Below are 24915 nucleotides of genomic sequence, written 5' to 3'. Positions count from 1 at the left end.
ATACCCACTTTTTAACATTTTACAATAATCTTTTGTTATGGCTGTACTTTAACATCAAACTCTATAAAGTCATTGTTTCCAAACCCTGCTTTTATAGCAGTAATTTTTATAAGACCTTTTTTGCCATAATTATCTACAAATTCCACAACATCACCAACTTCTAAGTTTGTTATGTTTTGACTGTTAGTTTTAACAACTACATCTAAATCACCAGAAAGTGTTATGTTGTCAAATGCAGTTACATCAAAATTAGATAAACCAAAAAACATTTCGTTTAAAGTTTCATCTGCATCTTCAGTATCGCTAGGTTTAAGTCCTTCTACAGGGAAACCAAAATTAGCATCATAAGTTGCAGTGGAAGAAAAAGAAGCTAATTCTCCACTAGAAGCTCCTGAAACACCGTAATAGTATCCAAAATCCCAAAAAGCTCTAAATTCTGGGCCTACATTAATTTTATAAACAGTTTCATTTAATAGAGAAAAGAAGGTTTCTGTTCTTCCTTCTACATCTGGAGCGTATAATTTTACTCCGGTATACGAATGTACTTCTGCTTTAGGATTTGTTCCTGTACCAACTGTTACTGTTATTGTACCTACCCCAAGAGCTTTTCTTTTGTTTGGGTCTCTAAAATCCCCTTTTCCTGTTGTTGTCCAAAAGCTGTAAACTATAGAACCATTATCTATATTTGGGACAGGTAGGTCAAAAGTAAAATCTATTTCTTTTTTGGTAGCACCATCTAAATCTATAGAACCATCTGCTTTTAAAGCTTTTTTTAAGTCACTACTTGTTAAATCAAAATCATTAAAAGGCATATCTCCTGCTCCAGAAATATTTTGAGTAATATATAATCTGCGTTGTGTAATATCTGTTGAGGTGTAAATAACCCTTCCTGGTACTTTAGTGCCAACTTGGCCATTTGCTTTTGCTGTAAAAATGTCTTTGGAAGGATCTCCTTGGTTTATTACCAGTGTGGCAACAGTATCGTCATCACCAGGGGAATCAAAAATGGAACCATCGTCACTGCTACAACTTACTAGGAATAAGCTAAAAACAATACTAGCTAAACTTACTTTTGAAAATAATTTCATGCTCTTTCTCATACTTATGTTTTTATAGTTTTAAAAATGCGGTTATGTGCATATAGCCTTATTAACTTTAATGTTAGGTTTTAAGTATACTACTTTGTGTTTTTTTTCTTTCTTTTTTGCAGAGGTTAGTTAATAGAATGCTAAAAATTATTTTAAATACTGTTATTTAGTACCTTTGTTGTCATGAAAGAAAAGCTACATCGCTATTTTTCTTGCCTTATGGCTATTATAGTTTTGTTTTCTACTACCTCTTGGAAAGTAGAGAAGCATTATTGTATGGGGCATTTGGTAGATGTTGCTTTTTTTGTGGATGCTCAAGATTGCGGAATGGATATGTCTTCTAATTCTAAAGAAATAGCTAAGGTTCAAAAAAAATCTTGTTGTGATGAGGAATTAATAGCTTTTGAAGGGCAAAACAATGTTAAGCCTTCTTTTAATGATTTTGATTTAGAGCATCAAAGATTTTTAGTTACCTATATCCAATCCTTTATAGGTTTGTTTGTTTCTTCTGTAGAAAAAAACCAACCCTATGCAAAATACATTCCACCAAAAATTATCGAGGACATTCAGCTGCTTGATAATGTTTTCTTAATTTGATTTTTAACAAATAACGTTGTTTTCTTATTTGAAAATGGCGTATGTGTTATTGTTTTCTGCTTTTTTAGGAAAGCAAATTATAAATCATTAAAAGAAAAACATGAAAAAAATATATAGTATTAATGGGATGACGTGCGGTGGCTGTGTGGCTTCCGTTACGAAAAAGCTTCACGAGATAAATGGTGTTGTTTCCGCTACCGTTTCTTTAGAAACTTCCGAAGCTTTAGTGCAGTTAGAGAGTCCTTTAGAAATTGAAATTTTTAAATCTGCATTAGGAGACAAGTATACTGTTTCTGAAAAAAAAGATGGTATTAGCGTTGATTTTAACCTCCAAAATTCAACCAACGAGAAGTCAAAAATTCAACAGTTAAAACCACTGTTGCTTATTTTTCTATACCTATTTGTTGCAGCAATTTTGTTACACATAAAAGTATGGAGTACTACTAGTTTTATGTTAGACTTTATGGGGCTTTTTTATATAGTATTTAGCTTTTTTAAATTGTTAGATTTAAAAGGGTTTCCTGAAAGTTTTAGAATGTATGATCCAATAGCAAAAGTATTTCCATTATATGGTTGGGTATATCCTTTTATTGAAATAGCTTTAGGACTATGCTTTTTAATGAGATTTAAGATACCTATGGCACTTGTAGTAACCATTATAATTCTAGGGGTAACTACAATAGGCGTGCTTAAATCTTTGTTGGGTAAAAAAAGTATACAATGTGCATGTTTAGGTACGGCATTAAAATTACCTATGACACAAGCTACTTTTATAGAAAATGCTATTATGATTGTAATGGCTCTTGTAATGTTATTAAATGTATAGAGCTAGGAATTATGAGAAATATTTATTTACTACTATTTGTAGTGCTTCCTTTTTTTTGTGTTTCACAAGAGAAAGTAGAAGGAATGGTTATGGAAGCAAATATTGCTAAAAAACATATTCCATTGCAAGGGGCCAATGTGTATTGGTTATACTCGCAAACAGGTACGGTTACAAATGCTGATGGGTTATTTACTATTCCATATTTAAAGGATTATAATAAACTTGTTATTAGTTACATAGGATATAAGTCGGATACGCTTACAGTTAATACACCAAGAACTATACATCATAGTTTAAAACCATCAAACGAATTAGATGAGGTGGTGGTTAAGCAAGAAAGAGAAAATGTACAAAAAGCATATTTTAGTTCGCAAAATGTAATTACGGTAAATAGCGCAGAATTACTAAAAGCGGCTTGTTGTAATTTAGCAGAGAGTTTTGAAACCAATCCGGCAATTGATGTAAACTTATCAGACGGATTAACAGGTACAAAGCAGATTGAAATGTTGGGATTAACTAGTCCGTATTTATTAATTACCCAAGAGAATATTCCTATGGTTCGTGGGGCATCACAAGCATACGGATTAACCTTTACTCCAGGTACATGGATAGAAAGTATTCAGATTACCAAAGGGGCGGGTAGTGTGGTTAATGGTTACGAGAGTATATCTGGGCAAATAAATACAGAGTTGGTAAAACCACTAACGGATAATGCTGTTTTTGTAAATGGGTATGCAAACCAAAATGGACGTTATGAGCTCAATACCCATTTTAATAAAAAACTTACTGATAAATGGAGTACAGGTTTATATATACATGGTAATAAACGAACCCAAAAGGAAGATGATAATAAGGACGGATTTTTAGATGCGCCTTTAGCAGACCAGATTAATGTAATGAACCGTTGGCAATATCAAGATACAGAAAAAGGGTGGGTGAGTTTCTTTAATATTCGTTTTTTAAATGATGAAAAACAAGTTGGACAAACCAATTTTGACCCTAGTATACATAGATTAGATAGTAATAGGCCTTTACAGAGCGGAGCCGAAGAACCTGCACTGAGCGGAGTCGAAGTGTGGGGTAGTGAAATTAACACGCGTCGTTTTGGTACTTCACTGAAATTAGGCTATGTTTTTCCTGAATTACCGTTTCAAAGTTTTGGGTTTCAGACTTCCTATAGTTTACATAAGCAAGATTCTTATTTTGGCTATAGAACCTATGATATTAAACACGAAAGTTTGTATAGTAATCTCTTATTTAATTCTATTATTGGGGATACTAGAAACAAGTTTAAAACTGGGATTACTTTTGCGTATGATGGATATGATGAAGTGGTGCGTACAGCAGATTACTCTAGAGTAGATAATTCTGTAGGAGCCTTTTTAGAATATAGCTATGAGAATTTGGAGAAAGTGAGTCTTACTGCGGGGTTACGTGTAGATACTCATAATAGATTAGGAACCTTTGTAACACCAAGATTTCATATTAGATATACACCATGGGAAAAAGGAAGCTTACGAGGTTCTTTTGGTAGAGGAAAAAGGGCTGCCAATATTTTTGCAGAAAACCAGCAATTATTTGGGTCCGCTAGAACAATTAATATTGCAGATACCGGTGGTAGTGTTTACGGTTTAAAGCCCGAAGATGCATGGAACTATGGACTAAGCTTTTTGCAAGGATTTAATTTCTTAAATAAAAAAGGAGATATTTCGTTAGATTATTACATTACAGATTTTAAAGATCAGATAGTAGTAGATTGGGAAAATCCGCAGGAGGTATCCTTTTATAATTTAGATGGAGAGAGTAGTGCTAAGAGTTTTCAGGTAGAGGTGAATTATGAATTGCTATCTCGTTTAAACCTAAGAACATCCTATAAGTTTTATGACGTTTCTACCGATTATAGGAGTGGGAATCTTCAAAAACCTTTATTAGCACAACATCGCTTCTTTGTTAATTTAGGATATGAAACGGAAGCCAAAGAGAATAAAGCGCAATGGAAGTTTGATTATACGCTTCATAGTATGGGGAAAAAAAGGTTGCCAGATACCAGTAGTAATCCTGAAGAATATCAATTAGGAGCGTATTCATTGCCCTATAATCATATGAATGCACAAATAACAAAAGTTTTCTCCAATGCATTTGAAGTGTACGTGGGTGGAGAAAATCTTTCTAATGTGCAGCAGGTTAGTCCTGTTTTAGGAGCAGATAATCCTTTTGGCTCTAATTTTGATACTACCATTATATATGCACCTATAATGGGAAGAATGTTTTATGGCGGATTTAGATTTAAAATTTAATATTAATTAATAATAAGAGAAATGAAAACAACAATTTTAACCTTAACAATGGCATTGTTTACAGTAATTACCTTTGCTCAGGAAAAGAATAAAAAAATGACTTTTGATGTAAATGGAAAATGCGGCATGTGTAAAGAGCGTATTGAAAAAGCAGCATTGAACGTAAAAGGAGTAAAATATGCATCTTGGGATATACCTACGCATCAATTATCTGTAATTATGGATGAGCGTAAAACAGATGCCATGCAGATTAAAACGGCAATTGTAGGGGTAGGGCATGATACAAAAGAATTAAAAGCTACAGAAGAAGCTTATAACAGTGTTCATCCATGTTGTAAATACAGAGAAGATAATTCGGATGATGGTGCAGCACATTAATTTGTGCCTTTAAATAAAAGCCGCTTTCATATTTATTCACTATAAATAGCCATTACAGGAATGTCTAAATGATTTAAAATATCTTCCGCTAAACTAAGAGAAAATAATCGTTGGTAAAAATTACGTTTATGGTTAATAACACAAATCATATCAATAGTATTATTAACACAGTATTCTGATAATGATTTTTTTAGATTAATAGTGTCAATAGATATAAACTTGGTGTTATTTAAATTTTTTAATTGCAATGAGTCTTTAAAAGAACTCATTAAAGGCGATATGGATTCACCATGTGCTAAATCAAAATGTATAACATGTAAAATAGAATTAAATTCTTGGGTTTTTAAGATTACTTGCTCTAAAGGTTCTTTTTCATCCTCACGATAATCTACTAAAAAAGCAATATTATTTAGGTAACCATCAAAAGTAGCTTTTTCAGGAATGGCAATAACTGGCTTATTTATTTCTTGAAGTATTTTAATTGTATTGGTTTCCATGAAAATATTAAACAAGCTATTTTCTTTGTTTTGGGTACCCATTATAATTAAATCTATTTTATCTTCTTTACGGGTAATGTATTTTTTTAAAGAATCAATAAAATTACCTTCATTAACAACGTATTTTACCTTTAAGTTACCAGCTTTACTTTCTTTTATTAATTTTTCAAAGGGAGGGAATTTGTCTTTTTTGTTTCTAAAATTCTGTATATCTACTTTGTCATAAACTTGTTGTGCTTCTTCCGGGATATCACTATCTTCAGAATACGTATGGTAAACAATAAGTTTTGAGTTAGATTTTTGAGCGTATTCCATTGCGTATGTAAAAGCATTTAAGGATAGCTCTGTAAAATCGGTAGGGAATAATATACTTTTCATCTCTTTTCTTTTTAATAAAATATATAGCGCTTCTAATTATAGAGTAGCTAAATATTTAACTACATACACTAAAACAATACTTACTATTAAACCAATAAAAACTTTTAATAAATCCATTCCTAAATTTTTAAACATATTTTTTCGGTTTTCTTTTTTTCTGAGCATAAAGTTCAATGCTATTTCTCTACCAGCTAGAATACCTATAAAAACCCATGTGGTACTCATAGGAACATTGTTTAACTCTTTAAAATAGAAAAGAATAATACCGTAAGATAAATCTATTAATGTTGCAGAACGAATATCTACAGTGTTCGTTTTTGATTTTACAATTTTTTGAATTTCTCCACCTTTTTTGGCAATAATAAAAGCTAACATTCCAAGAATAATAACTAAAGAAAATAATAGCTGCCATACTTTTAACTCTCTTGGTAAATACACATATATGTTAGCAAAATCCTGAATTAACCATTGCGACCATAAAAATCCTGTAGAACACCATTGTAATGTTGTCCATATTTTTCTTTGTTTTGGAGTTATTGGGTTTTCAATAAATTTCTTTTCTAATAAATTAGCTACAATAGCATATAAAATAATTGCAGCAATAAAAGCTACGGCGTAACCAGAAATAGATTTAATGATCATGTCATTTAAATTTTTCTGATTAAAGAAAGTTAGTACCATAAAAGAAGTACTAACTGGGATTCCCGTTCTTGTTAAGAGCATTAATATTATAGGAGGGAGTATATAATACCATGCAAATGGGTCTGGCATTGGGTATTTTTCTAAACGCCCATACGAGACATCACCAGCATGTGTAATATATCCGTAAATAAGAGTGACGCTTAGTATACCGCCGGCAAATAGCCATAGTACCCACCATTTTTTTCTTTCATTAGAACTTAAGAATGTTCCAAGTGTTTGTATGGTGTCATTTCCAACTACAGAGTAAGCTGCTAGGGTAAACCCTAAATATATAACAACAAGAGAAAAATCCATTTACTATATTTTTAGTTTGGTTTTGCAAAAAAAGCACTTTTAAATGGGCTCTAATGTTATCTTTGAGTTATATCTTTAGAAAAATACGCTTTTTTAATGAAAAAACCCACTTAATAGAGTTTATTGAGCTCATCTGGGAAATAGAAAATAGAGTTGTCGTTAGTACTACAACTTACAAAGAATAAGCTAAAAAAAAGATTAGTTAAACTTGCTTGAAAAATAATTTCATGCTCTTTTTCATTAAAAAACGTCTTTTGAGGTAGATGAACGTAAGATAGATTCTATGCAAATAAAAACAGCACTTGTAAGTGTTGGGCATGATGCCAAAGAGCTAAAAGCAACGGATGAAGCTTATGTAGTAAATAGAATTAAATAGTTAAATTTTAAAGCCTTGTACTTTTGGGTTGTAAGGTTACCCTTTTAATTGGAGTACTAAAAATGAGCAAGGTACCTTAAATTTTATACCACTGAGATTGGTCAGTTCTTTATATAAATTAAATTGTAGTGTGTTTTTAACCTAAACTTTATAGTTTCACTTTAATATTACATAGCTGCGGTTGCTTAAAAATCATATGTTTGTCATAATGTTCTTTTTTGTCATATACAGATACTGGCCAATACTGCTTTCCATTGGAGTCAATCATAAAAATATGTTCTTCTTTACCTCTAGTGTGGTTTTTTAGCCAATAAGCTGTTTTAGAAGGTAAATTGGAATAAATTAATGAATCTGTTTTTGCAACCTTACGACCAGTAGATATCCAGCTTTTATCCCAAAACATAAGCTCATATTCATCATGCGGTCGAATATTATTATCATCATTTCTTGATTGTACTGCAAAATAATTAATTTTCTGTTGCTCTGGAAAATGGTAAATAACCTTTAATTTTTTCTTTTCAATAAAAGTAAGGGGAAGAGTATCGGTAACCGTATTGGATTCTGTCATACTCAATTCAACATCATTAGACATTACTGTAGAATTTGTACGAATAATTTCTCCTGATTCATTTAAAAGATGAAAACTGGAAAGATGAACGGGGGTTTCCTTAGATTCAGGTGTTTTTAGAAAATAATATGAATATTTATTTTGGTTTTTCGAATGTATAATCTGTCTTCTTGAATTACTTAAATTAACTTCAGCAATGAACTGTGCATCCGAAAAATCACTCTTGTTTGCGCCCATTATTTTGCAGCCGTTAACCGAATAAATCCAATCTAATTTAACAGGATTTCTAGCTTTGTAAGGTTGCCATTTTCTAGTAATTACAGCAGTAGAAATCGTGTTTTTATAATCTGGAATGAAGGGTTGTACATTAGAGTTATTATCTAAATAAAAGGGATAAAATACTTCGGGATTTTTCGGATTCTGAGTTGCGTATACTATGTTTTTACCAATGTTGGTAAATGTAATTTTTTTGTTACCTTTTTCAGAATAACCTACTGTCTTCCAATTTCCATTTCTTTCAAAGACATAGAGTGGCGCGGTACGGCCATCCACTATGATATCAATTTCAATATTGTTTTTAGACTTGTACAAATGGGTAACATCTTTTTGTTTTCCTTTAATTCCGCCTTTACGATTTGAATAAAATACTTTGCGGTAAACTTTTGGGATACTCGCTTTAGCGTATAAGCTATCTAGAATTCTGGTGTCAATTACATCTACAGGAATAGCTTTATCTCTAATAAAGATAACCAGCCATGCATGTCCATTGGAAAGATGATTTCCCCAATGTGGAGTATAATCTTTAGTACATGGGATTCCAATGCTTCTAAGAACATGAACTACCAGATTAACAAGGTTGCTGCAATTAGCACCTTTAATTTTTTCTAGTTGGCTTATTGGTAAGTCGGCAGGGTATCTTATTTTACCTGCAAATTGTACGTTAAGAGAGTCATAGAGCTGACATATAGTTCTCTCTAGCGATTTAGTTTCATTTAATACAGAATATGCCCAGGAATATTTTTCATGAAGTTTTTTTCTTAAGCCTTTCTCTAGTGGTTCTGATTCTATTCGATAAGGGAGTACATAATTTAAGAACAAATCATTAGAACAACGAAAAGACTCTGGTAGCCTTTCTCGAGCTTTAAAAGCCATTTCTATGTTTTCTATTAAATAATCGGCATTAATTGAGTTTACATCTTTTTTTTTAATTAAACTAACACTAGGATTATTTTCCATTGCTAAATTCCATATTTTAGTAATGGTATCTTTTTCAAATTTATTGTTCTTAAGATAATTAGTAACACTTTTAAATACTTTATTGTAACCATCGTGTCCTTCTATAGAATAATGATTATCCATGTTTTCTATTAGGAAAGAAGCAGCTTTTAGTTTATTAGAATCAGTATTTTTATAAGCTTCAATAACTTTTTTTAAATTATTTTTATTACTGCTAGTCAATTTTATAACTTCAGATATTTTTGATTTATCTGTATTACATCCAGTTGCGAAAATCAAAAAAAAAGGTATTAAAAGAAGAGTAAATCTCATATTTAGTTTTTCGAGTGAATAATCTATTTTAACGCCATTTCTTTAGGATATATATGATATTGAAAAACCCTAATGGAAATTAGTGAATTCTTAAAAAAGAATACTACCAAATATAGTAAATAGTTTGAGTTTTTCAGGGTGTCTTAGTGATTATATCAGTATATAAGTTTACTATTAAAATTTGATTTAAAGTTCTAATATGAAACAAGTTGATGTGTTTTTTTACTAACGATAAAGTATAAGAAAAATAAATAATATTAGTTAATAGCTAAGACTGTTATAAATTTATTTTCTTCTGTTTTTAAACATTTTTTTGTATTTCTTTTTAGGGGGGTAAGTATGTGGCTATAAAAAAAACCGTTTCTAAATTTTAGAAACGGTTTTTAGTAAATTATATCTATGTATTAGTCTTACATCATGCCTGGCATTCCACCACCACCCATTGGAGGCATAGCAGCAGGAGCATCTTCTTTAATATCTGTTAAAGCACATTCCGTAGTAAGTATCATTCCAGAAACAGAAGCAGCATTTTCTAAAGCAACACGTGTTACTTTTTTAGGGTCAATAATACCAGCTTTCATCATCTCAACATATTGTTCAGATTTAGCATCATAACCAAAATCGCCTTTTCCTTCTAAAATTTTAGCAACTACAACAGAGCCCTCACCACCAGCATTGGCAACAATAGTTCTTATAGGAGCCTCAATAGCTCTAGCAACAATTTGTAGTCCTGTTTCTTCGTCTGCATTTTCTGCTTTTATTTTTTGTAAAACAGATTTAGCTCTTACTAAAGCAACACCACCACCGGCAACAATGCCTTCTTCGACAGCAGCTCTAGTTGCATGTAAAGCATCATCTACTCTGTCTTTTTTCTCTTTCATTTCTACTTCAGAAGCAGCACCAACATAAAGAACAGCTACACCGCCAGCTAATTTAGCTAAACGCTCTTGTAATTTTTCTTTATCATAATCAGATGTCGTAGTTTCTATCTGCGCTTTAATTTGGTTAACTCTAGTTTTAATTACTTTAGCATCGCCACCACCATTAACAATAGTTGTGTTGTCTTTATCTATAGCAACTTTTTCACAAGTACCAAGCATCTCTAATGTAGTATTATCTAAAGAAAAACCTCTTTCTTCAGAAATAACAGTACCGCCAGTTAAGATTGCAATATCTTCTAACATTGCTTTTCTACGATCTCCAAATCCTGGAGCTTTTACAGCAGCAATTTTAAGAGAACCTCTTAATTTGTTTACCACTAAAGTTGCTAATGCTTCGCCATCTACATCTTCTGCAATAATTAATAATGGTTTCCCAGATTGAGCAACAGGCTCTAATACAGGAAGTAAATCTTTCATTGCAGATATTTTCTTATCAAATAATAAGATGTATGGATTTTCTAAATCGGCAATCATTTTTTCAGAATCTGTAACAAAGTAAGGAGAAAGGTATCCTCTGTCAAATTGCATACCTTCTACAACATCTACATACGTATCTGTCCCTTTAGCTTCTTCAACAGTAATTACACCTTCTTTACCAACTTTTCCAAAAGCTTTAGCAATTAAATCGCCAATAGTTTCGTCGTTATTAGCAGAAATAGAAGCAACTTGCTTAATCTTCTCTGAAGAATCTCCTACTTTTTTAGATTGCTTAGCAAGGTCTGCAACAATAGCTTCAACCGCTTTGTCTATACCCCTTTTTAAATCCATTGGATTTGCACCTGCGGCAACATTTTTTAACCCTTCTTTTACAATTGCTTGTGCAAGAACAGTTGCTGTAGTGGTACCATCACCAGCTAAATCATTAGTCTTAGAAGCAACTTCTTTAACCATCTGAGCGCCCATATTTTCAAGAGCATCTGCTAATTCTATTTCTTTTGCAACTGTAACACCATCTTTAGTAACTGCAGGAGCCCCAAAAGATTTGCTAATAATTACATTTCTACCTTTAGGTCCTAAGGTAACTTTTACTGCGTTTGCTAGAGCGTCAACACCTCTTTTAAGGCCGTCTCTTGCGTCAATATCAAATTTTATATCTTTTGCCATTGTGTGTAAATTTATTTTTAGCCATTAGCTTTTAGCCATTGGCTTTTAGAATTAATAAAATAAGCTAATAGCCAAAAGCTAATAGCCAAAAGCAATTAAACAATTGCTAGAATATCGCTTTCACGCATCATCAAATAATCGGTTCCTTCTAATTTTAATTCGGTTCCTGCATATTTTCCATAAAGGACAGAGTCTCCAACTTTTACAGTTACAGCTTCATCTTTAGTTCCTGGGCCAACTGCAACAACTTTCCCTTTTTGAGGTTTTTCTTTTGCGGTATCTGGGATATAAATTCCAGAAGCAGTTTTAGTCTCAGCAGCCATTGGCTCTATAAGAACTCTATCTGCTAATGGTTGAATTTTTACTTTTGCCATTATATAAATTTTTAATTTGGTTTATTAAATTCTAGATTTATTTAGGCAGTAATTATGCCATTGCTATTTTTCTGCCATATTTAAATAAAAAATGCCAGCTTGTCATAAAGCTGGCATTTTTTTAAAATATATTTTCTGTAGTTGTTACTCAGCTGGAGTAGTTTCTTGTGTTGCTGGAGCAGGAGTTGTCGTTTCTATAGGTGCTGTTTCTTCAGGAACAACGGTTTCTATATCATCTCCTTGTAATAATTTAGAATCTGCATCACCAAAGTTTCCTTTTAAAGCAATGTTAGATGCTAGTATTAAAACAACTAAAAGAGCAGCTAGTGTCCATGTGCTTTTATCTAAAAAGTCACCGGTTTTTTTAACACCGCCCACTACTTGTGTGCCACCGCCACCAAAAGAAGAAGAAAGTCCTCCACCTTTAGGGTTTTGTACCATTATTACTAATATTAGTAAGAAACATACGATGATTATAAGAATCAAAAAAATGGAAAAGGTGCTCATTGTGCTTAATTATTATCCTGTTGTAATTTTTCTACCGCTTTAATTTGGTCTGCAAAGAAACTACTTTTTTCTGGATATTTCAAACTTAATATTTTATAGGCCTGTATTGCTTTTTTGTACTTTTTTTGTTCTAGATAAACCTTGGCTAAGGTTTGTGTCATTAATTCATTTTTATTAATGGTCGTAGAGGCTTTTATATCTATTTTTGGGGTAGTGTTTTTTTGCGGTACAATTTTAGGGCTTTTTGCAATAAATTTATCTATACGATCAAATTTTTTGTTTTTAGAAACCTTTTTTTCGGGCTCCTTACTAGTTGCTTCTTTTGTTTCTTTTTGCTTAGTGGGGTCTTCTGTTCTATTAATTTCTTTGAAAGATGTTAATTGAAGCCATTGTGCAAAAGAATGTTTTTCTTTTTTATCAAAAGGTAGTGGAGTTCCAATTTCTAATTTGTCTTTGGGAGATTGTATAGGGTCTATATTTTTCTTTTCAGTATTTGAGGTGTTTGGCGTTTCTTTGCTCTTAAAAAGTTTTGGGTCTAATATTTTGTTGGCGTCCTCTTTGTCTTGCGGTAATGGTTTGTCTTCAGATTTTTCTATAAGAAGTTTTTCTTCTTTCTTAGGAATTTTTATTTCTTCGGCACGAACGTTTAAATCGGCTATTTCTACTTCTTTAAAGGGGGGGTTAGATTCTTTTGTTCTTTGTAAAAAGTCTTTACTTGTTATAAAATTAAAAAGAACGTCTCTATCTGTAGTATAGGCAGCAGTAATTTTTAATGCATTATTATATTTATAGCTATTTAAATTTTTTAATCCTTTTAAGTGTAGTGCTCTTGCAGCTTGAAAATAAGGGTATTCGTCAAGAATTTCTTCTAATTGATTTGTTTGAATAGGAGTAACAACCTTATTCGGATTTTTTAACAAATATGTGAAATCTTCTACATTCATAAGAAATTACCAATCTGCTAAAGAGGCGTTAAAAATATCTTGGGTTATACGTTCAAAAATAACTTCATGCGCGGTACTTTTTACATTAATTAACTGTAAGTTGGCATCAAAATCGTAAAAGAAGGAAAAATTTTGTTCAAAATCTACATCTTCTTTAGTGTTATTAAAAAAGCGACATTTTACGCGAACAGTTAAGCGGTTTTGCGCTGCTGTTTGTTGTGCTGTAGCAGTCATAGGGGAAATACGATATTCTGTTATTTCGCCTTCATATAATAAATCTGCGTTGCCATTATTTACTAAGTCTAAGTTAGATTGGTTTAAAATGCGGTCTTGTAATGCTAATGTAAAATCGCGATCCATACCTGGTTCAAAAGTAGAGCCTGGACTCTGAGAAGCATAGTTTTGAAAATAGCTTACTTGAAATGTTTTTGCAGTACCAGGATTACCGCCCGTAAAATTATAAACACCACAGCCATTTAGGAGCAAGGCAATAAAAATAAGTAATACACTATTTTTTATTTTAAGTAATACTTTCATTTTTTATAAATCGTATTGTTTAATTTTTCTGTACAATGTTCTTTCAGATATGCCTAATTCAGATGCAGCAGCTTTACGTTTACCTCTATTGCGTTCTAAAGATTTTTTAATTAATTCTATTTCTTTTTCTTGTAAAGATAGGGTTTCTTCTTCTTCAATTTCTTCTGCAAAATGGTATTTATCATCTATAGTAGATAGGGGTCTAGTTATATTTGCTTTCTCTGTTGTTGGTTCTGGTAACTGTAAAATAGGTAATATAGAATCTTCTGTTTGTGATTCTTCGTTGTCGTTAGCGTTAGTGTCACCGTATATTTTTTGAATAAGGTGCTCGTTTTCTTCTTGTACTTTTTGGGTGTCGTTGTTTTTTAACAACTCCATGGTTAGTTTTTTAAGGTCATTTAAATCCCCTTTCATATCAAACAAAACCTTGTAAAGAATTTCGCGTTCGTTACTAAAGTCACTTTCTTTTTTCTCTTGCCCAATTACAGCTGGTAAATTGTTTTTGCTAGCATTAGGAAGGTATCCGTTTAGTGTTTCTAAAGTAATATTTCTTTTTTCTTCTAATACGGAAACTTGCTCTGCAATGTTTCTTAGCTGGCGGATATTTCCTGGCCATCTATATTTTAATAATAATTGTATTGCACTATCATCTAGCCTAATAGTTGGCATTTTATACTTTTGACCAAAATCTGAAGCAAATTTTCTAAATAGTAAATGAATATCTCCTTCTCTTTCTCTAAGAGGTGGAATATTTAATTCTACAGTGCTTAACCTATAATATAAATCTTCTCTAAATTTTTCTTTTTTTATAGCTTCAAACATATTCACGTTTGTAGCAGCAACAATACGAACATCTGTTTTTTGCACTTGGGAGGAGCCTACTTTTAAAAATTCGCCATTTTCTAAAACACGTAATAAACGTACTTGTGTGGTAAGGGGCAATTCGCCAACTTCATCTAAAAAAATGGTTCCGCCATCTGCAACTTCAAAATACCCACTTCGAGTAGATGTAGCTCCAGTAAAGGCACCTTTTTCATGTCCAAAAAGTTCACTATCTATAGTGCCTTCTGGAATGGCTCCACAGTTTACAGCAATATATTTTGCGTGTTTTCTATGCGATAAAGAGTGTATAATTTTCGGAATAGATTCTTTACCAACACCACTTTCTCCTGTAACCAAAACAGAAATATCGGTAGGGGCAACCTGTATTGCTTTTTCTAAGGCACGATTTAGTTTTGGGTCGTTACCAATAATTTCAAATCGCTGTTTTATGGCTTGAATGCTTTCCATGGTATACTTTAATTGTTATCAGAATATCCTACAGCAGTTCCTTTTAACGTTGCAGAGGTACAATCTTCAATTTTTACATTTACAAAATCTCCTATTTTGTAATTTTCTTTTGGAAAAACAACTACGGTGCTTTGCGAGTTTCTTCCCATCCAATGTTCGTCCGATTTTTTAGAAGAACCTTCAATAAGAACTTCTTCCACTTTTCCTAAATGCGTTTGCGTTCTATAATGACAATGCTCTCTTTGTAAAGCAATTACTTCTGCAAGTCTTCTTTGTTTTATTTCTTGGGGAATATCGTCTTCTAATTTTCTTGCTGCCATAGTTCCTGGTCTTTCGGAATAGGCGTACATATAACCAAAATTATATTTTACATATTCTAAAGCCTTAAGCGTATCTTGGTGGTCCTCTTCTGTTTCTGTTGGAAAACCAATAATCATGTCTTGAGAAATAGAACAGTCTGGAAGAATTTCACGAATGTTATCTATTAAAGTAAAATACTCTTCAATCGTATGTAATCGGTTCATTTCTTTAAGAATCCTATTACTACCACTTTGTAATGGTAAATGAATATGGTTGCAAATGTTTTTATACTTAGCCACGGTTTTAATAACATCTAAAGTCATGTCTTGCGGATTAGAAGTAGAAAAACGAATTCGCATTTTTGGTTGCGCCTCAGCAACTGTAGCTAATAAGTTTGCAAAGTTTACAGCTGTTGCCTTTTGCATTTCAGAGGCATTTTCAAAATCTTTTCGTAATCCACCTCCATACCATAAGTAACTATCTACATTCTGACCAAGAAGGGTAATTTCTTTATATCCTTTGTTCCATAAATCGTTTACTTCTTCTAAAATAGATTGTGGCTCTCTACTGCGTTCTCTTCCTCTAGTAAAAGGAACTACGCAAAAGGTGCACATATTATCGCAGCCACGGGTAATAGATACAAAAGCATTTACGCCATTGGTGTGTAAACGTATTGGAGCAATATCTCCATAGGTTTCTTCTTTAGATAAAATTACGTTTACTGCATTTTTACCATCATCAATTTCTTGGATAAGATTAGGAAGGTCTTTATAGGCATCTGGACCAACCACCATATCTACTATTTTTTCTTCTTCAAGAAATTTACTTTTTAGTCTTTCTGCCATGCAACCTAAAACCCCAACTTTTAAATGCGGTCTATCTTTTTTTACGGCGTTAAATTTTTGTAAACGTTTACGAACTGTTTGTTCTGCTTTATCACGAATAGAACAAGTATTTACTAAAACTAAGTCTGCATCTTCTAGTTTTTGAGTTGTGCTAAAACCTTCTTTAGTTAAAATAGAAGCTACAACTTCACTATCGGCAAAATTCATAGCGCAGCCGTAACTTTCTAAATAAAGCTTGCGGCTACTACTATTTTTAGTTTCAATAGAAACGGTGGTTCCTTGTATCGATTCGTCTATGGTTTTCTCCATGGAGTTGCTGGCTTCATTTAGTTTTAAAAGAATTGCAAAGATAACGCTAAAAACAAATTTATGACAAATTGACAGTTGTAAAATTTTTATAAAATTAAAGGAGGATTTCTTAAATGTTGCGATGTAAAAAGAACTATTTATAAATTAAAAGATACTTTTACTTAAAAAATTTGAAATTAATTTTTTTATGACAATAAAACGCAAAAAAGAACCATGGCCTACAAAGGCAGTAATGCAACAGATTTACGAAAAAAAGATGTGGGGCGGAGATGTTGATTTTTATTCTGGTTTGGGTTCTCATTCTTCAAAATTTGTAGCCCCTTATGTAAAAGAAGTTTCTCTTTTTTTAAATTCTTTTAATACGCGTTTGGAGGTTTGTGATTTGGGTTGTGGAGATTTTAATGTTGGGATACAATTAGTGCCTTTAACTAAAAAATATATTGCGGTTGATATTGTTCCTAACCTTATTGAACGGAATAAACATCTTTTTAAAGAAGATAATTTAGAGTTTTTGTGTTTAGATATCAGCAAAGATAAATTGCCAAATGCAGACTGTGCAATTGTTAGGCAGGTAATGCAACACATAAGTAATGCAGAAATTATGAGCCTTCTTGAAAAACTAAGAAAGTACAAATATCTTATAATTACAGAGCACTTACCTATACATAGTTTTGTTCCAAATAAAGATATTATATCTGGTCAAGGAATACGATTAAAAAAGAACAGCGGAGTAGATATTTTACAACTGCCTTTTTTAGCAAAAACCAAATTAATTAAAAATTTAACAATCTCTTCTTACGATAGTAAAAGCGCAATTTTAACCAATTTGTATCAGAATTTTTAAGGACAAATAAAGAAATATTGCAACCAACTTCTAAGTAATGCATCTAATTTATAACCACTTAAAAATAAATAGTTATGAAAATTAAGATTGTTTTATTCGTTTTTGCTATAACTTTTGGACTTCTTTCTTGTGAAAAAGAGGAGGATGGTAAGTATGCCGATTATTTAGTAGCAAGACCTTTAAAAATATCTAAAACGGAATTTAATAAAGGAGTAGATATTATTGCTCCTATGCCTATAGATGAGTCTGGAAAAATATATGCTTATAAGAATTATATTTTTATAAATGACAAGTACAAAGGGGTGCATGTAATAGATAATACAAATCCGGCTTCTCCAAAGAAAATAGCCTTTATTAAAATAGCTGGTAATGTAGATATATCTATAAAAGATGATTATTTATATGCAGATAGTATTACAGATTTAATGGTATTAGATATATCGGATATTAATACTATTAAAATTGTAAATCGTTTAAAGAATGTTTTAAGAGATAATGTGGTGTGGCCAGTGGCAGATTTTTATGAATATGATGAGGTAGATTATGAAAATGAACTTGTTATTGGTTGGGAAACTGTAACAGAAAGACGTTTAATAGAAGAGTATGAGGAGCGTTTTGGAGGGCCAGACATTGTTCTTTTTGAAGATACAAATGCTCGTTCTGTAGGGCAAGGAGGGTCTTTAGCACGTTTTAAGATTGTGGAAGATTATTTATATGCGGTAGATAGTCATACTATAAATGTTTTTAATATTGAAGATTTAAGTGCGCCAAAAGATTTAGAAGATGTATTTGCAGGTTTTGATATTGAAACTATTTTTAATAAAGGAAATCATCTTTTTTTAGGAAGTATGCGCGGTATGTATATCTATGATATTACTACACCAGCTACTCCTACTTTTGTTTCAGAATTTCAACACGGTACTGCATGTGATCCCGTTGTAGTAGATGGCAATTATGCGTATGTTACTTTAAGAGGAGGCAATGCTTGTGGTGCAACAGAGAGCGGTTTATTTATTGTAGATATTTCTGTAATATCTAACCCTGTTTTAGCAGAAAATTATCCTTTAGAGAGCCCTTATGGTTTGGGGATAAAAGATGAAAAACTATTTATTTGTGATGGTGAAGCAGGATTAAAAGTATACGATAAAACAAATATTGAGAATTTAAAAGAGCTAAATCATTTTAAAGATATAGATACTTTTGATGTAATTCCGTTAGAAAACCAATTATTAATGGTAGGCGATGAAATTTTATATCAATACGAGTATTTAAATAATAACATAAAGTTAATAAGCACTTTAGAGCTAAATTAGAGTGCTGTAATACTTAGTAAAAAGCTCTTTAAAAAGGAGCTTTTTTTATACATATATATTAGGTATAACATTTAATTAAAAATTTCGACTACTTTTGTTGCTTCAAAAAGGAATGAATGGCTAAGAATTTAGTAATAGTAGAGTCGCCAGCAAAGGCAAAAACCATAGAGAAGTTTTTAGGTAAAGATTTTAAAGTAGAGTCCAGTTTTGGGCATATTGCAGATTTACCTTCTAAAGAATTAGGTGTAGATGTCGACAAAGATTTTGAACCTAAATATATAGTAGATAAGGATAAGAAAGCCTTAGTCAAAAAACTAAAGGATTTAGCAAAGAAAGCAGATACTATATGGCTAGCGAGTGATGAGGATCGTGAGGGAGAGGCTATTTCTTGGCATTTAGCAGAGGAGCTAAAATTGGATAAAGACAAAACAAAAAGAATTGTTTTTAACTCTATTACTAAATCGGCAATTCAAAAAGCAATTGAAAATCCAAGAGAAATAAATTATAATTTGGTAAATGCCCAACAAGCCCGAAGGGTGTTAGACCGTTTGGTGGGGTACCAATTATCACCAGTACTTTGGAAAAAAATTAAGCCAGGACTTTCAGCAGGTAGAGTACAATCTGTAGCAGTACGTCTAATTGTAGAACGGGAACGTAGCATAGAAGCGTTTACACCAGTAGCTTCCTATAGAATATCAGCACAATTTGTTACTAAAGAAGGTAGCGTGTTTACTGCGAAACTTAATAAAACATTCGCTTCTAAAGAAGAAGCACAAGCGTTTTTAGATAAGAATATAGATGCTAATTTTTCAGTAGGTAATTTAGATAAAAAACCAGCTAAAAAATCGCCATCAGCACCATTCACAACATCAACCCTACAACAAGAAGCGGCAAGAAAGTTATATTTTTCGGTTGGTAGAACCATGCAAGTAGCGCAGCGCTTATATGAAGCAGGACTTATTACTTACATGAGAACAGATAGTGTAAACCTTTCTTCCGAGGCGGTTAATGCAGCAAAGGACGCTATTATTCAAAACTACGGAGAATCCTATAGTACAGTACGTAATTTTACTGGGAAAACAAAAGGAGCACAAGAAGCGCATGAAGCTGTTAGACCTACAGATATGTCGCGTTCATCGGTTTCTTTAGAACGTGATCAATCTAAGTTATATGAGCTTATTTGGAAACGTACTATAGCATCCCAAATGAGTGATGCGCAATTGGAAAGAACAAATGTTAAAATAAAAACCAATACCCATTCTGAAGAATTTACAGCAAATGGAGAGGTTATAAAATTTGATGGTTTCTTAAAAGTATATTTAGAAAGTTCTGATGATGAGGATCAAGCAGAAGAGCAGGAAGGCATGTTACCTGCAATGGAAGTTGGGGAAGCTTTAAGCAATAAATATATAACTGCTACAGAGCGTTTTTCTAGAGCACCATATAGATTTACAGAAGCTTCTTTAGTTAAGAAATTAGAAGAATTAGGAATTGGAAGACCATCTACCTATGCGCCAACAATATCTACAATTTTAAATAGAGGATATGTAGAAAAAGGAACTATAGAAGGTGTAGAAAGAAAATATACGCAATTAGTTTTAGAATCTAATACGGTATCAGAAAAGAACCTTACAGAAACAGTAGGTTCTGATAAAGGTAAAATGGTTCCTACAGATATAGGAATGATTGTTACCGATTTCTTGGTAAGTAATTTTGCAAACATTTTAGATTATAATTTCACAGCAAAAGTGGAAGAAGATTTTGATGAAATAGCAACAGGCGAAGAAGACTGGAAAAAAGTAATGAAAACTTTTTATAAAGATTTTCATCCAACAGTTCTAGATGTAGAAGCAAATGCAGAGCGTGCAAGCGGGGAACGAATTTTAGGTAAAGACCCAAAATCTGGCAGACAAGTATCTGTACGTTTAGGAAGATTTGGGCCTATGGTACAAATTGGTACTGCAGAAGAAGAAGAGAAGCCGCTATTTGCTAGTTTATTACCAGAACAAAATTTGGGAAGTATAACCTATGAAGAGGCAATGGAACTTTTTAAATTACCTAGAGATTTAGGAGTTTATGAAGGAGAAGAAGTTGCAGCAAATGTTGGTAGGTTTGGGCCTTATGTTCGTTTTGGAAAGAAATTTATTTCTCTTCCAAAGGATGAAAGTGCTATGAACATTACTATGGAAAGAGCCATAGAACTTATTATAGAAAAGCAAAAAGCAGATGCACCAATTGCTTCTTATGAAGATAAAGATGTAGTTAAAGGCGTAGGGCGTTTTGGGCCATTTATAAAATGGAATGGTATGTTTATTAATGTTAACAAAAAGTACGATTTTGATAACCTTACTCAAGAAAACATAGAAGAACTTATAGAGGTTAAAAAACAAAAAGAAATAGATAAGGTTGTCCATAACTGGGAAGAAGAAGGTATTCGTATAGAAAAAGCAAGATGGGGAAGGCATAATGTTTTAAAAGGTAAAATTAAAGTAGAGCTAGCTAAAACAGTGGATGCTGCCGCTATGACTTTAGAAGAAGCAAAAGCGTTAATAGAGGCAAAAACGCCAAAGAAAAAAGCAAAGGCTAAACCAAAAGCGAAAGCAAAACCAAAAGCGAAAGCAAAACCAAAAGCTAAGAAATAATATGGCGTATGATTTTTTAGTGCCTGTGGAAGATAAAGTAATGGCACATTGTGAGTTATTACCAGAGCAAGCTTTAGGGAAAAATATTTATGCACATACAGAAAGAGATGGTTTACCAGTATTAGCAAATGCATCTATAGCCCTTTTAGGAGTAAAAGAGTCTAGGAATGCTTTTGAAAAGAAAACAGAAAAGTTAGATGTTTCTGCTATAAGGATACAGTTTTACAAATTAATGTCTGGTAATTGGAATTCTACCATTGTAGATATGGGAGACATTGAAGAAGGAGAGTCTGTTGAAGATACCTATTTTGTAGTAAAAGAAATTGTTGCAGGATTATTAGAAGAAAATATTGTTCCTATTATTTTAGGAGCAACACAAGATATTACCTATGCGGCTTACAGAGCTTTTGATGGGATAAAAGACATGATTAATTTAGTAGCTGTAGATAGCCGCTTTGATTTTGGAATGGAAGATGAACTTATTTCTTCTCATTCCTATATGAGCAAAATTATTACAGATAAGCCTAATAATTTATTTAACTTTTCTAACATAGGATATCAAAGTTATTTTAATGCGCAAGAAGAATTAGATCTTATGGAGCGCCTTTTTTTTGATTCCTATAGGTTAGGAGAAATAGTTAATGACATTACTTTGTCAGAACCAGTGTTAAGAAATGCACATATGGTAAGCTTAGATGCAAGAGCAATAAGAGCTAGTGAAATATGCCTATCTGCAAATTTTTCTCCAAACGGGTTTAGTGGGCCTGAAATTTGTGCTATTGCAAGATATGCAGGCATTAGTGATAAAGTTAGTGTATTTGGTGTTTATGAAATGGAAAATACAGTACAATCTTGCCAATTAATTGCACAAATGATGTGGTATTTTGTAGAAGGTTTTAACTTTAGAATAGAAGAGTCTCCATACTCAAATACAGACTTTAATAAGTATATAGTACCTAATGAGACCGAGGAACTTATTTTTCATAAAAGCTTATTAACAGAAAGGTGGTGGGTAGAAGTACCATCAATAATATCTTCACATACTAAAACAAATTCACCTGCGTTATTACCATGCACAGAAAAGGACTATTTAGATGCATGTAATCAAAATATTCCGGAAAGGTGGTTTAAAGCATATAAGAAAGGCTTTAATTAACATAAAATTTTTTTAAAAGGATTACAAGTACAATACAATAATTTGCTCAAAACGTAGTTTTAGAGAGTAGAATAAACAATTGTGTTTGCAATTTTTAACCATAATCGAAATTTAACCTAAAGTATGAAGAAGCTATTGTTATCATCTATAGCGTTTGTTTTTTTACTCACGAGTTGTGGGTCTAAAACTAAAGGAGAGCTAGTCGGAGTCCAAGGAAAGAAGTGGTATCCGGAAAAACCCTACGGAATGGAATTAATCCCAAGAGGATCTTTCATTATGGGTAAAAGTGAGGAAGACCAAGCTAAAGTTCTTAACGCACCAACAAAAACAGTAACCGTTCGTTCTTTTTATATGGATGATACTGAAATTACAAATAGCGAATATCGTCAGTTTGTAGAGTGGGTAAAAGATTCTATTACTAGAACAAAATTAGCTATTCTTGCTGATGAGTTAGGTATTGGTCCAGAAGAAGGAGGAATAGGAGATTTTGTATTTAAAGATGCAGATACAACCAAAGCCTCAGTTTATGACAAGTATATGTTAGATAACTATTCTGGTATGGGAGAAACTGGTTTTGAAGGAAGAGCGCTTAATAAAGATGAAAATCTTATTTGGGACGTTTCAGAATATCCAGATGAATATTATACCGAAGTAATGGACTCTCTTTATATTCCTGAAGAAGAATCATACAATGGGCAAAGAACAATAGACGTAACTAAACTTAAATATAAGTATAGTTGGATGGATATTGAAGCTGCTGCACGTTCTTCTAGAAAAGAAAATAAGAGTAGAAAAGATTTTATTCGTCATGAAGAGTTAGAAATTTATCCAGATACAACCGTATGGATTCGCGATTTTGAGTATTCTTATAATGAGCCAATGCACAACGATTATTTTTGGCATGATGCATATAGTGAATACCCTGTAGTTGGTATCTCTTGGAAGCAAGCACAAGCTTTTTGTAACTGGAGAACTAAACACAAAAATGACGACCAAAAAAGTAAAGGAAAGCAATTTGTAAATAAATTTAGACTACCTACAGAAGCAGAATGGGAGTATGCAGCAAGAGGTGGTATTGAAGGAGGAACGTACCCATGGGGTGGTCCTTATGTAATTAGTGATACAGGATGTTTTATGGCAAACTTTAAACCACAACGTGGAGATTATGCAGCCGATCAAGCATTATATACTGTAGAAGCTAAATCATACGAACCAAATGATTTTAACTTGTATAACATGGCAGGTAATGTTTCGGAATGGACAAACTCTAGCTATGATCCAAACTCTTACGAATATGTATCTACTATGAACCCTAATGGTGGCGATGGTAGTAACGAAAGAAAAGTTATTAGAGGTGGTTCTTGGAAAGATGTTGCTTATTTCCTACAAGTAAGTACAAGAGATTATGAATATGCAGATTCTGCACGTAGTTATGTTGGTTTTAGAACCGTACAAGATTACATGGGAGAAGAAGATTCAACTAGATAAGAATTATTTTAAACAATTATAATTAAACAAGTATCAAATTTTAACCAAATCTTTATTATTTATTAAACCTTAAATTAAATTAAATTATGGCACAGTCAAAATCAACAAAGAAATTATTTAATATGGCCTACGGTCTTGGGGCATCTATTGTAATTATCGGAGCATTATTTAAAATCCTTCACTGGGAATTAGGACCATTAAATGGAGGAGTTCTTTTAGCGATAGGTCTTATTACAGAGGCAGCAATTTTTGCTATTAGTGCATTCGAGCCAATAGAGGACGAGTACGATTGGTCTTTAGTATATCCAGAATTAGCAGGTGGAGAAGGTTCTCCAAGAGCTGCAAGTGAAGCTGCTGAAGTTAAAGAAGCAGAAGCATCTTTATCTAAAAAATTAGATAACTTATTACAAGAAGCAGGTGTAGATGCTAACTTAATGGAGAGCTTAGGTTCTAGTATTAAAAACTTTGAAGGAGCTGCAAAAGGAATTGCACCTACTGTAGATGCAATGGAGTCTACTAAAAAGTATTCTGAAGAAATGGTACATGCTGCCGCTCAAATGGAATCTTTAAACAGTCTTTATAAAGTACAGTTAGAAAGTGCAAGTAAGCAAGCTTCTGTAAATGAAGAAGTAGTACAAAATGCAAGTGCATTAAAAGAGCAAATGGCTTCTTTATCTACAAACTTATCTTCATTAAATGGAGTATATGGTGGAATGTTATCTGCAATGAGCAAAAACTAATTAGAGATTAGTAAATAACCCCAAATTAATAA

At 32.4% G+C, this 24915-nt stretch carries 21 protein-coding genes; 10 read left to right on the top strand and 11 right to left on the bottom strand.

The features are described from left to right. Nucleotides 1-35: 35 nt before the first annotated feature. Complete coding sequence (locus tag Q0945_RS12880) at nt 36-1100, bottom strand: hypothetical protein (RefSeq protein WP_299435196.1); 1065 nt, start codon at nt 1098-1100, stop codon at nt 36-38. A gap of 171 nt (nt 1101-1271) precedes the next feature. Here Q0945_RS12880 and Q0945_RS12875 point away from each other — a divergent pair, with 171 nt between their 5' ends. The 4 genes from Q0945_RS12875 (at nt 1272) to Q0945_RS12860 (ending at nt 5186) form a co-directional block, all read left to right on the top strand. Further along, on the top strand, nt 1272-1685 hold the full coding sequence (locus Q0945_RS12875) for a hypothetical protein (RefSeq protein WP_299435194.1): 414 nt from the start codon (nt 1272-1274) through the stop codon (nt 1683-1685). A 100-nt stretch (nt 1686-1785) separates the two neighbouring features. Beyond that, nucleotides 1786-2511: a heavy-metal-associated domain-containing protein gene (locus tag Q0945_RS12870; RefSeq protein ID WP_299435192.1), complete on the top strand. Its 726-nt coding sequence runs from the start codon at nt 1786-1788 to the stop codon at nt 2509-2511. Nucleotides 2512-2522: 11 nt separating this feature from the next. Next, complete coding sequence (locus Q0945_RS12865; RefSeq protein WP_299435189.1) at nt 2523-4808, top strand: TonB-dependent receptor; 2286 nt, start codon at nt 2523-2525, stop codon at nt 4806-4808. 21 nt (nt 4809-4829) lie between these two features. Next, nucleotides 4830-5186 (top strand): heavy-metal-associated domain-containing protein, encoded by a 357-nt coding sequence (locus tag Q0945_RS12860; RefSeq protein ID WP_299435185.1) that lies wholly within the window; start codon nt 4830-4832, stop codon nt 5184-5186. Between the two features lie 32 nt (nt 5187-5218). On the opposite strand, the gene Q0945_RS12855 is transcribed toward Q0945_RS12860, so the two are convergent. From Q0945_RS12855 to miaB, 10 genes are all read right to left on the bottom strand, one after another. Next, complete coding sequence (locus Q0945_RS12855; RefSeq protein WP_299435182.1) at nt 5219-6061, bottom strand: universal stress protein; 843 nt, start codon at nt 6059-6061, stop codon at nt 5219-5221. 36 nt (nt 6062-6097) lie between these two features. Then, nucleotides 6098-7057: a hypothetical protein gene (locus tag Q0945_RS12850; protein WP_299435180.1), complete on the bottom strand. Its 960-nt coding sequence runs from the start codon at nt 7055-7057 to the stop codon at nt 6098-6100. Nucleotides 7058-7581: 524 nt separating this feature from the next. Then, nucleotides 7582-9549 (bottom strand): transglutaminase domain-containing protein, encoded by a 1968-nt coding sequence (locus tag Q0945_RS12845; RefSeq protein ID WP_299435178.1) that lies wholly within the window; start codon nt 9547-9549, stop codon nt 7582-7584. Between the two features lie 410 nt (nt 9550-9959). Next, the gene (groL, locus tag Q0945_RS12840; RefSeq protein ID WP_299435176.1) at nt 9960-11594 is read right to left on the bottom strand and encodes a chaperonin GroEL; all 1635 of its coding nucleotides are present in this window, start codon (nt 11592-11594) and stop codon (nt 9960-9962) included. A gap of 95 nt (nt 11595-11689) precedes the next feature. Beyond that, nucleotides 11690-11968: a co-chaperone GroES gene (locus tag Q0945_RS12835; protein ID WP_121065268.1), complete on the bottom strand. Its 279-nt coding sequence runs from the start codon at nt 11966-11968 to the stop codon at nt 11690-11692. Nucleotides 11969-12112: 144 nt separating this feature from the next. Then, nucleotides 12113-12475 carry a preprotein translocase subunit SecG gene (gene secG / locus Q0945_RS12830; protein WP_299435174.1) on the bottom strand — a complete coding sequence of 121 codons (363 nt, stop codon included), beginning with the start codon at nt 12473-12475 and terminating at the stop codon, nt 12113-12115. A gap of 5 nt (nt 12476-12480) precedes the next feature. Further along, a complete protein-coding gene (locus Q0945_RS12825; RefSeq protein WP_299435172.1) occupies nt 12481-13419 on the bottom strand; it encodes a hypothetical protein in 939 nt (312 codons plus the stop codon). A 6-nt stretch (nt 13420-13425) separates the two neighbouring features. Then, nucleotides 13426-13956: an LptE family protein gene (locus Q0945_RS12820; protein WP_299435167.1), complete on the bottom strand. Its 531-nt coding sequence runs from the start codon at nt 13954-13956 to the stop codon at nt 13426-13428. A 3-nt stretch (nt 13957-13959) separates the two neighbouring features. Then, a complete protein-coding gene (locus Q0945_RS12815) occupies nt 13960-15246 on the bottom strand; it encodes a sigma-54 dependent transcriptional regulator (protein ID WP_299435164.1) in 1287 nt (428 codons plus the stop codon). A gap of 8 nt (nt 15247-15254) precedes the next feature. Beyond that, nucleotides 15255-16700 carry a tRNA (N6-isopentenyl adenosine(37)-C2)-methylthiotransferase MiaB gene (gene miaB, locus Q0945_RS12810; protein ID WP_299435161.1) on the bottom strand — a complete coding sequence of 482 codons (1446 nt, stop codon included), beginning with the start codon at nt 16698-16700 and terminating at the stop codon, nt 15255-15257. A gap of 187 nt (nt 16701-16887) precedes the next feature. On the opposite strand from miaB, the gene Q0945_RS12805 reads away from it, so the two are divergent. The 6 genes from Q0945_RS12805 (at nt 16888) to gldL (ending at nt 24883) form a co-directional block, all read left to right on the top strand. After that, complete coding sequence (locus Q0945_RS12805; RefSeq protein WP_299435157.1) at nt 16888-17544, top strand: class I SAM-dependent methyltransferase; 657 nt, start codon at nt 16888-16890, stop codon at nt 17542-17544. A 74-nt stretch (nt 17545-17618) separates the two neighbouring features. After that, nucleotides 17619-18857: a hypothetical protein gene (locus tag Q0945_RS12800; RefSeq protein ID WP_299435154.1), complete on the top strand. Its 1239-nt coding sequence runs from the start codon at nt 17619-17621 to the stop codon at nt 18855-18857. Nucleotides 18858-18973: 116 nt separating this feature from the next. Then, nucleotides 18974-21499: a type I DNA topoisomerase gene (gene topA, locus Q0945_RS12795; RefSeq protein ID WP_299435152.1), complete on the top strand. Its 2526-nt coding sequence runs from the start codon at nt 18974-18976 to the stop codon at nt 21497-21499. Between the two features lies 1 nt (nt 21500). Next, on the top strand, nt 21501-22655 hold the full coding sequence (locus tag Q0945_RS12790; protein ID WP_299435148.1) for a formimidoylglutamase: 1155 nt from the start codon (nt 21501-21503) through the stop codon (nt 22653-22655). Between the two features lie 123 nt (nt 22656-22778). After that, the gene (gene gldK, locus Q0945_RS12785) at nt 22779-24143 is read left to right on the top strand and encodes a gliding motility lipoprotein GldK (RefSeq protein ID WP_121065290.1); all 1365 of its coding nucleotides are present in this window, start codon (nt 22779-22781) and stop codon (nt 24141-24143) included. An 86-nt stretch (nt 24144-24229) separates the two neighbouring features. Further along, nucleotides 24230-24883, top strand: a complete 654-nt coding sequence (gldL, locus tag Q0945_RS12780) for a gliding motility protein GldL (RefSeq protein WP_121065291.1) — start codon at nt 24230-24232, stop codon at nt 24881-24883. Nucleotides 24884-24915 lie beyond the last annotated feature (32 nt).

This window comes from uncultured Maribacter sp. (assembly GCF_947500405.1).
In the GTDB taxonomy this organism is placed as follows: domain Bacteria; phylum Bacteroidota; class Bacteroidia; order Flavobacteriales; family Flavobacteriaceae; genus Maribacter_B.
This window is presented reverse-complemented; position numbering and strand designations above follow the sequence as displayed.